The organism is Methanobrevibacter gottschalkii DSM 11977 (assembly GCF_003814835.1).
In the GTDB taxonomy this organism is placed as follows: Archaea; Methanobacteriota; Methanobacteria; order Methanobacteriales; family Methanobacteriaceae; genus Methanocatella; species Methanocatella gottschalkii.
Genome location: NZ_RKRG01000002.1, coordinates 586322 through 595922 on the forward strand (window position 1 = coordinate 586322; position 9601 = coordinate 595922).

Below are 9601 nucleotides of genomic sequence, written 5' to 3' on the forward strand. Positions count from 1 at the left end.
ACAGCAGTTATACTACAGAAGAAAACATGATGGATCCATCACACATGTAGTTGATGAGAAATTCTTAGATACTGTTCCTGCAGGCCAGGAACTAATTAGAATATTTATGGAAAATGGATGGTATGATACATACAAATTTGACTTACTTGCCTATAAAATTAATGGACCTCGTTTTGCTTTAAGAGACATTGAAGAAAATTATAAGATTCCGCTTTACATGTTAATTAAAAAAGACTACCATTCAATTAAACAAAGCAAATATTATCAGGACTATTTGGACAATCTTGGTCCGGTAAAGAAAAAATTCTTTTTAGACATAATAAAATCAAAAAATTATAATGACTATTTGGCACTTAACTCAGACAAAGACAATTATTAAATAAAACAATCCATGTTTTTAATTCAAAAATATTACAAAACATTTTATTAAATTAAAAACATATTATTAATATTAAAATGTTTCATAGGTGTATCAATGAATATAACAGTCGGTGTTATTGGAGCAGGTGCCCTCGGTACTGCAATATCCCAAAATATTAGTGGAAATGTAGCTGAGATAATATTACTTTTAAGAAATAAAGAACTTTGCGATGAAATTAATAATTGCAGATACAATTCTCAGTATTATCCAAATTATAAGTTAAAGGATAATATTAAAGCTACTTTGGAAACAGGTGATTTATCAAATTGTGATATTATTTTTTTAGCAATTCCCTCTTCTGCTTTTAGAAAAACATTAAAAGATTTACAGGATATTGTAAAAAAAGATGTTATTATTGTCACTACAGCTAAAGGAATTGAATATCCATCATTAAAAACAATGGGTAATTTAATTGAAGAATATTTTGATGAAAATTATGTTGCACTGTCAGGCCCTAATTTTGCATCTGAAATAATGTTAAATCTGCCAACAGTAACAAATATTGCTTCTAAAAGTTATGAAAACTCAGTTAAGGTAAAAAAAGTGTTATCAACTAAGCAATTTAAAGTGAAAATTATTGAGGATATTTATGGAATCGAACTTTGCGGAATATTAAAAAATATTAATGCAATAGCCAATGGTATTTGCGAAGGTATCAATATTAATGAAAATGCAAGATTTGCTGTTTTAACTAAAGGTTTTAACGATACAATCACCATCATAAAAGCAATCGGAGGTAAATCTGAAACGGTTCATGAATATTGCGGATTTGGAGATTTGATATTGACTTCAACTTCACGTGAAAGCAGAAATCATACCCTGGGAATATTATACGGTCAAAGATTGATCATCAATGAGAATGCTAACGGAGTTGTATTTGAAGGAAAAAATTCGATTAAAGCCATCAGAGATATCTGTTTAAAAAATAATATCCATAGTGATATTGTAAACTTTGTATATGATGTAATGATTAGAAAAGTAACACCTACAATAGCGTTCAACAATTTATGGGAAAACATGGAATAAAATGGTGAAATGATGATTGGTGTAATTTTATCAGCCGGAATGGGAACAAGATTAAGACCATTAACAGACGAAATTCCAAAACCGTTACTGGAAATCAACAATACAACTTTGCTTGAGAGAATGATTAGAAACTGTATAAATGCAGGAATCCGTGAATTTATATTAATTGTCGGATATGAAAAAGAAAAAGTTTTTGAAATTGCTCCGAAACTTGAGGAAAAATTAGACATATCCATCAGAATAATTGAAAATATGGAATATGATGCAACTAACACTTCTGTGTCAGCTTATCTTGCAAGTTCTTACATTGAAAAAGAGAATTTAGATGATTTTATACTAATTAACGGAGATAATGTGGTAGATCCTGAAATTATCACAAGAATTGCAAAAACAGACAATACTAGTTTAATTGTAGATAACTTTAAAGACTTGAATGGAGAATCATTTAAATTGATTTTAAAGGATGTAAAAAAAGCAGATAACAGCATTGCAAATGGTATTATATCTGAAATCGGAAAAGAAATTGATATACCCTCATCAACTGGTGAATTTATTGGTGTTTCAAAAGTTATTAAAGAGGATGTAAGTCGTTTTAATGAAATTTTAATCAGATTAATTGATGAAGACAGGCAAAATTATTATGATTTTGCATATAAACCTCTCTCAAGAGATAGAAAAATTGATTTTGTGTTAACAAATGGTCTTAAATGGACTGAAATTGATGATTATAATGACTGGAAAACCGCAAATGGATTAATTAAAGAATTTGAGAACTAAAAATTTAATCTAATTAGAATTGAACCCTAACTATAAAATATATTGTGATTGAAATGGCTTTAATAGGAAAAATTAATAACTTAAAAGAATGCTTGGATAACACCAAAATTTATGACAGTTATTACAGTGCCGAAATTGATGAAAGCATTATTTATCTGGAGTCAAGAAACGGCATGGATTTTACTGGAAATATTTTTAGAATAACTGAAGAGTTATCCACAGGCAAATATGGTAATTTTAAGATATATGTTTATGCAGCAAAAAGTATTAAAGCTAAAATTGAGTTATTTAAACGGAATTATAATTTAAAAATAACTAAAATCATAACTGATGAAGATGAAGCAACTAAAATCTTACATAAAGCTAAATATATCTTCACAGATTCAGGCATTAGATATAAATATGTTAAAAAACCGGGGCAAATTTTCGTCAATACCTGGCACGGCACTCCATTAAAATTAATGGGATTCGACAACCCATCAGAAAAACATAATGTTGGAATCATACAGAGATCTTTTCTTTTCAGTGATTATATTTTATTTCCAAATGAATATATGTTAGATAGAATGTCTCATGCGTATATGATTGATAAAGTTTATGGAGGGACATTTTTATTAGAGGGATATCCTAGAAATAGTGTTTTTTTAAAGGATAACTCCAATTATAAGGAAAAATTAAATTTAAAAGATAAAGAAGTTTTTGTATATATGCCTACATTTAAAGGAATTGTGAATAATAGAAAAGATGAAAAACAGAAAAATGATGTCAATAAGTTTTTGAATAAATTAAATTCAAAATTAAATGACAATCAGATATTGTTTGTTAAATTTCATCCGTACAATCAGTCCAAAATCGATTTTTCTAAATTTAATCATATTAAAGAGTATCCAAAAAACTTTGAAAATTATGATATATTAAATGCTGCTGATGTTCTCATTACTGATTATTCTAGTGTATTTTTTGATTTTGCAAGTACTAGAAGAAAAATTATTATTTTTAACTATGATCAGGATGAATATCTCAAAGATAGGGGATTATATTTTCCTCTTGAAGATTTACCATTCCCTAAAGTCCAGAATATTAATGATCTGGTATGTGAGTTAAATTCTCCGAAAAATTATGACGATACAAAGTTTACCGAGGAATACTGCAAATATGATTCAACCAATAGTGCAGAACATATATGTGAAACTGTAATTAATGGTAAAATCGAATGCGATTACAAGATAATCAGTAATGCAAATAAGAATATATTAATTTATCTGGGATCTATGGAGAATAATCAGGCAAAAAGTCAGCTTATTCAAATCCTTGAAAATACGGATGATAATATCAATATTTTCCTGTCATTTAAACCTTGGAATAAAAATATTAAAGAAAACCATTTAAATTTATTAAAGGATATTCCAAATACTATTGAATTTTTACCGTTAAGTTATAATTTAACCCCAACATTCAAAGAAAAAGTGGAATTGAACAGATTTATAAAAAAAGGCACTGATTTGAATTTGGAACTAACAGAAATGTTTAATAGGAATTATAAAAGACAATACGGTGATTTTAAATTCGATTTAATAATTGATTTTATAAGTAATGATCCGGAACAGTCATTAACATATGCATGTTCTAATTCAAAAAATGCGATTATCATAAATGAAGAAACACAACCGAAAGTTTACAATCAATTTAATAAAATTTACAGATTATCCGAGTTCAATATAAAAAATATATGTGATGAAATAATCAGATAATATTTAAAATATTAAATTAAAACATCAGACCACTCATAATCCTCACCAGCATATAAGCTAATCAGACAGCTAGTTAAACAGACAAGAATATATATTACAGATGCACTTAATGGCGCATATTCTAAAAAGACTGTAAATCCAATTATCACCGCTGCACTAAAAACTATTTTATTCATATGAGCATATGAGAGTATGCCTAAAATCACTGGTGCAGATATTATAGCCAAAATATACCATATGCAATCAGTCAAGGGCACTAAATTGCCAACATTGAAGTTGAACAATGAAATGAACATATACATCTCTAGAACTGTTAAAAAGAATCCCTGAACTCCACCTGCAATAGCCTGTGCCGATGTATGTTTTTCAAGTGTCACTCTTGACCATATCAAAATTGGATAAATTATCCCAAATAATGCACCAGTTGGTCCTAAAAGTAGAATTAATGCACCAACGGGACCTGAAAGTCCAGTTGTATGGACACTTATTTTCCATTTTACAGTTATCAGCAGTACCACTCCTGTATTTATTGAGTAGCATAAAAGAAGAGCTGTTAGAAAATCATTAGTCCCCAATATTAAGGAGACCAGAAAACCGATGAAATATGATATTATTCCAACAATTAGGGGAGTGAAGCGGTCTTTGCGATTTGAAATATCTCTATCAGTATCAAGTCTTTTAGCCCAATAAACAATAATAATCATTGGTAGAATTGATGTGAAAACCAGTGAAATTGACTCCAAAACTATGAAGCTATTGAAATTTCCATTTGATAGAATTATACATATTATAAGAAATAATGGAATGCATATGATTGGGGGATTTGTGATTGCCGATATTGTTTTAGCTGCTTTTAGTCTGTTCATAAGATTATTTATACTACTTTGGAATTAATAAGTATTATGAAAGTTAATTTAAAACCCCATGCAATGATGTATCCTTCACCTGCTGTTGTTGCAAGTGCTTATGATAATGATGGAAAAGTTGACGCCTGCACTCTTGCTTTTGCAGCAATGTGTTCCCACAGGCCTCCTGCCGTAATGATAGCAATCAATTCCACTTTAAAGAGAAAAACATTAGCAAGTATCCTAAAGACAAAGGAGTTTTGTTTAGGTTTTCCAAGTATTGAACATGTCAGGGAAGTTGATTATTTAGGAATTGAATCCGGATATAATCTAGATAAAATAGACAAGATCCGTTTTACAGCTAAAAAGGGAGAGTTTGTCAATGCACCTATAATTAATGAGTTTAAAGTATCTATTGAATGTAGGGTAATGGACATTAAAGAAGTTGGAAGCCATACTCAAATAACAGGTGAAATTTTAAATATTCAGGCTGAGGAAAGCGTATTGGACGATAGGAATAAAGTTGTTTTAGGCCTGTTAAATCCTATAGCTTATGATGACATAAGCCATTCATATTTTAAAATGGGTGGAAAAATAGCTGATGGGTTTAAGGTTGGTTTAAAGTTTAGGGAATGATACTTTCTAAGATTTTTACTGTTGCAATAGCAATAGTTGATATTGCAATAGTTGTCAATGCAACATTTATATAGTATGAAAACACAATGTTATAAATATGAAATCATTAGTGACATATTATTCAAGATCAGATATAACAAAAAAATTAGCCGAAGACATTGCTAACCAATTAAACTGTGACATTGAAGAAATCAAACCTAAAGTAGATTATCATGGAAAATTAGGTTATGCACGTGGAATTAAAGATGGTAGAGCAGGTAAAATTGTGGAATTGGAATCATTAAAATACAATCCGCAGGATTATGATGTAGTATATGTTGGAGGGCCAGTATGGGCCGCTAAAGCTGCAAATCCTGTGATTTCATATTTAAAAGAAAATGAAGGCAAATTTAATAATGTTAAATTCTTCATAACAGCCGGAAGCAAAGGCTTTGAATCCAGCTTGGAACAAATGGAAAACACCTCAATGAAACCACTTAAAACTTTACAGTTGAGAGCTAAAGAAGTTAAAAACGAAGATTATGATTTAACATCCTTTTTAGAATAAATGAGGCGGAAAATGATTAATGAAGAATTTAGACTCATTGATGCTTCAGAACTTCCGATCAGTAAACTGATAACGATCATTGCAAAATGCCAGTCATTTTACTTGAACAATATGTTAAATGAATCGGGCATTAATTCAACACAACTGCACATTCTCTTTGAAATATCCCATCAGAACAACATTAATCAGGAAAAAATAGCTGCTAGATGCAGCATCAACAAAGGTGCTGTTGCAAGATCCATTAAAAAGTTGGAGGATATGGGATTAGTCATAAGGGAAATCGATGAAAACAATAGGCGGCAAAATAAAGTTTCCCTAACACAAAAAGGAGAGGAGCTATTGAACAAAAGTATTAAAATCCTCAATGATCTGGAACAGGAAGTATTTGATGATGAAACAATAAATAAAGAAGAATTGCAGAATGTTTTAAAGGAAATTACAATAAAGATTATGGAAATAACTGAAAGGGAGGTAAAAAATTGAGCAAAAATGATAATATCAAAATAATAACTGGTGATCCTAAAAAAGCTATTGTTAAATTAGCCATCCCTATGATGATTTCAATGTTACTCATCATGATGTATAATATTGCAGATAGTATCTGGGTAGCGGGACTCGGTGCAGATGCTCTTGCTGCAATCGGATTTATTACACCGCTGTTTATGGTTTTAGTTGGACTTGGAAACGGTATAGGTGCCGGGGCAAATTCTTTAATTGCAAGAAACATTGGTGCTAAAAATTACAAACAAGCAAACAACTCCGGATTACATGCCATCTTATTGTCTGTAATTGTATCAGTAATATTTACCATTTTAATTGAAGGATTTATGGTGCCTATATTGCAGTTTATGGGAGCCGGAGATACAATCCAATATGCAATGGACTACAGTTATATCATATTCGGATTCCTGTTCATATTTGTATACTCAGGAGTTGCATCTGCCATATTTAGATCAGAAGGAGACATGAAACGTTCAACAATTGCGATTGCAATCACTGCCGTTTTAAATATTATTTTGGATCCGATATTCATTTACATATTAAACCTTGGAATTGCAGGTGCCGCCTGGGCAACAGTAATATCTGCAACAATGTCCTGTGTTATTATGAGTTATTGGATATGGGGTAAAAAAGACTTATACCTTGATTTGTCCCTTAAGAACTTTGATTATCAAACAAGTTTAATGGTGGATACCCTGCAGGTTGCCATACCTTCAACATTAGAAAATATAGTATTTTCCGCCCTTGCAATCATTATTAACAGCATGCTAGTTCTTGCAGCAGGAACCACCGCAGTAGCAGTATATACCGCATCAATGAGAATTGTGCAATTAGCGATGATTCCCCTAATCGGTCTTGGAACAGCGGTTCTTACAGTTGCAGGTGTTGCATATGGTGCACATAACTACAAGAATTTAAAAACCGCACATTCCTACTCAATAAAAGTTGGTTTTTTAATCTCAATCATACTTGGAGCAATCATGTTTGTATTTTCAAGCCCAATTGCAACAATATTTTCATATACTGCAGCCAGTGCAAGCCTGTCACCTCAAATCGCAACTGCAATATCTGTATTAAGCCTCTTTGTCCTTGCAATTCCTCATGGAATAATGTCTTCCATGATGTTTCAGGGAGTTGGAAAGGGAACATATTCCCTATTGATCACACTTCTTAGATCTTTAATCTTAGAAACAGTCTTTGCATATCTATTCTGTTTCACTTTTGGATGGGGATTAACTGGAATTTATGCAGGTGTTGTATTTGGTTGTTTTGTTGGAGGAACAATCGGATATGTCTGGGCAAAATTATTCATCAGAAGATTCAAACAGATTGCTATTAGAAAATATGCTCCGCAAGAAAACTAGTTTTATAATAAACTAGTTTTTTATACTATTTTTTACTTAATATTTAATATGGAATTTATTTTAAATAATAAAAAATATTCAATATTAAACCATGAGCTATTTATCAATTATTTAATGGTTGACAACTATTTTAGAAATCATTATTCCAAATATGATTATGAAATTAGATTTGATTTTATAACACCCCTATTAAATAAAGAAAAAATTAAATTTGAAGACATATTGGCTGGTACAAAAAATTTAGAAGAATTGATTGAAAGGGAAGAGATTAATTTCATCCCCCCAGGTCTTAAAATAAATCAGCATACTAATGGAAACTTTAAGATCACCTATCAGGATTTGGATTTTAACAACATCACCGTAGGTGAAGCTATTCCTTTTTTAATTGCATTAAATTCTCTTTTAACTTACAAACCAATTGTTACACTGTCACAGATTGAAGAAGAACTTGAGAATTTCATTGAAAAATTCAGGTCATACAATAAATAATTTTTAATATTGTGATTAACATATTATTAAATAATTATCTTTTTATAGGTGATATTTAAAAATGTACTGTCCGAATTGTAATAGTGAAAATAATGATTCTGCAAAATTCTGCAAGAAATGTGGAACACCGTTAAAGAAAGAGGTTAGTCATAAAAAAATAATTAATTCCATTAATGATGAAAAATCAAGTAAAGATGATATTACCAAGTACATAATCATTGCATTAATTATAATTGCAATTGCCCTTGCTGGAGCATTTGCTTATATCGGATTTGGAAATCATAATGATGATGGGCAAACACAAGTTCAAAATAATGCATCATCCAGTCCCAATCCCGTTCAGTCAACACAATCAAGCCAGCCTCAGCAATCAAGTTCAGCACAAAGTGCTGCTATGGATATACTTGGAGGTAGTTTTTCAACTGGCAGCAGCTTGTCTGCAAAAACATATGCCAGCATCTATGTTGGTTCACAACATTCCGGTGAAAAAGTAATAATACAAATTAAATATTCAAGAGACGGATCTAGTTTAAATAATGGGAATATGGTTCCAAAAACAGTTGACTCATCAGGATACATTAATGTAAAAAGTGCTGATTCATTCAAATATTATCCTGATTTTGCTGAAATCAACTTATTTGACACTAATAAAAACCTTTTAGATACACAAAGTGTTTCATTAAGTCCAGATAGTAGTACTCAAACATTCTAGTTGAGTACATTTTTCTTTTTTTATTTTGCAGTAATCAAAAGAGTATTTAAGATTAATATAACTTTTTACATGCAATAATTACTAATATCAAAACCAAAATAATTGATATGATAGTTAAATAATTGTTTCCTTGTTTGTTTTCCTCATTATTTGATTTTTCATTATTATTCCCACTAATGTTCTTATCATAATTGCTTTGATTTTCACTAGGTAAATTTATACTTTTCAAAACAGATTTTGCCTTTTTAGCGTGTTCAATTGATTCAGTATTGGGATTTGAATCTTTTTTTGTTTCATTGACTGAATGATTATTTAGATTAGAAGTAGCGCCTAATCTGGAACTACAGGCTTTATATGTTATATTTAAATTAAGTAGATTATGTTTAAAATCATAATTTTCCATATCATAATCCTCAAAATCAGAATCATCCACATCTTCCAAATCAGAATCATCATCAAACTCATCCAAATCAGAATCATCATCAAACTCATCCAAATCAGAATCATCATTTAAATCATCCAAATCAGAATC

The 9601-nt window shown here is 30.3% G+C and carries 12 protein-coding genes; 10 read left to right on the forward strand and 2 right to left on the reverse strand.

The annotated features are described in order from the left end of the window. Nucleotides 1–106 precede the first annotated feature (106 nt). The 4 genes from EDC42_RS06715 to EDC42_RS06730 all read left to right on the forward strand — a co-directional run bounded on the left by EDC42_RS06715 (nucleotide 107) and on the right by EDC42_RS06730 (nucleotide 3975). The gene (locus tag EDC42_RS06715) at nucleotides 107–379 is read left to right on the forward strand and encodes a hypothetical protein (RefSeq protein WP_069575480.1); all 273 of its coding nucleotides are present in this window, start codon (nucleotides 107–109) and stop codon (nucleotides 377–379) included. 96 nt (nucleotides 380–475) lie between these two features. Continuing rightward, complete coding sequence (locus tag EDC42_RS06720) at nucleotides 476–1447, forward strand: NAD(P)H-dependent glycerol-3-phosphate dehydrogenase (protein ID WP_069575481.1); 972 nt, start codon at nucleotides 476–478, stop codon at nucleotides 1445–1447. A gap of 12 nt (nucleotides 1448–1459) precedes the next feature. Beyond that, the gene (locus tag EDC42_RS06725; protein ID WP_069575482.1) at nucleotides 1460–2224 is read left to right on the forward strand and encodes a phosphocholine cytidylyltransferase family protein; all 765 of its coding nucleotides are present in this window, start codon (nucleotides 1460–1462) and stop codon (nucleotides 2222–2224) included. A gap of 53 nt (nucleotides 2225–2277) precedes the next feature. Next, entirely contained in the window at nucleotides 2278–3975 is a 1698-nt protein-coding gene (locus EDC42_RS06730; RefSeq protein ID WP_123833422.1) for a CDP-glycerol glycerophosphotransferase family protein, read from the forward strand. An 11-nt stretch (nucleotides 3976–3986) separates the two neighbouring features. Here EDC42_RS06730 and EDC42_RS06735 read toward each other — a convergent pair whose 3' ends face one another. After that, nucleotides 3987–4841: a hypothetical protein gene (locus EDC42_RS06735; RefSeq protein ID WP_123833423.1), complete on the reverse strand. Its 855-nt coding sequence runs from the start codon at nucleotides 4839–4841 to the stop codon at nucleotides 3987–3989. Between the two features lie 36 nt (nucleotides 4842–4877). Between EDC42_RS06735 and EDC42_RS06740 the strand changes: the two genes are divergently transcribed. From EDC42_RS06740 to EDC42_RS06765, 6 genes are all read left to right on the forward strand, one after another. Continuing rightward, nucleotides 4878–5456 (forward strand): flavin reductase family protein, encoded by a 579-nt coding sequence (locus EDC42_RS06740; protein ID WP_069575485.1) that lies wholly within the window; start codon nucleotides 4878–4880, stop codon nucleotides 5454–5456. Between the two features lie 97 nt (nucleotides 5457–5553). Then, entirely contained in the window at nucleotides 5554–6003 is a 450-nt protein-coding gene (locus EDC42_RS06745; protein WP_069575486.1) for a flavodoxin, read from the forward strand. Nucleotides 6004–6015: 12 nt separating this feature from the next. Beyond that, nucleotides 6016–6486, forward strand: a complete 471-nt coding sequence (locus tag EDC42_RS06750; RefSeq protein WP_069575487.1) for a MarR family winged helix-turn-helix transcriptional regulator — start codon at nucleotides 6016–6018, stop codon at nucleotides 6484–6486. Continuing rightward, nucleotides 6483–7868, forward strand: coding sequence for an MATE family efflux transporter (locus EDC42_RS06755; RefSeq protein WP_069575488.1), 1386 nt, complete (start codon nucleotides 6483–6485; stop codon nucleotides 7866–7868). Before EDC42_RS06750 ends, EDC42_RS06755 begins: the two co-directional genes overlap by 4 nt. A gap of 48 nt (nucleotides 7869–7916) precedes the next feature. Further along, nucleotides 7917–8357 (forward strand): hypothetical protein, encoded by a 441-nt coding sequence (locus tag EDC42_RS06760; protein ID WP_123833424.1) that lies wholly within the window; start codon nucleotides 7917–7919, stop codon nucleotides 8355–8357. Between the two features lie 61 nt (nucleotides 8358–8418). Then, nucleotides 8419–9069, forward strand: a complete 651-nt coding sequence (locus EDC42_RS06765) for a zinc ribbon domain-containing protein (RefSeq protein ID WP_069575490.1) — start codon at nucleotides 8419–8421, stop codon at nucleotides 9067–9069. A gap of 52 nt (nucleotides 9070–9121) precedes the next feature. Here the strand turns inward: EDC42_RS06765 and EDC42_RS09475 are convergent. Next, on the reverse strand, nucleotides 9122–9601 hold a 480-nt coding region (locus EDC42_RS09475), incomplete at its 5' end, for a hypothetical protein (protein ID WP_211327348.1).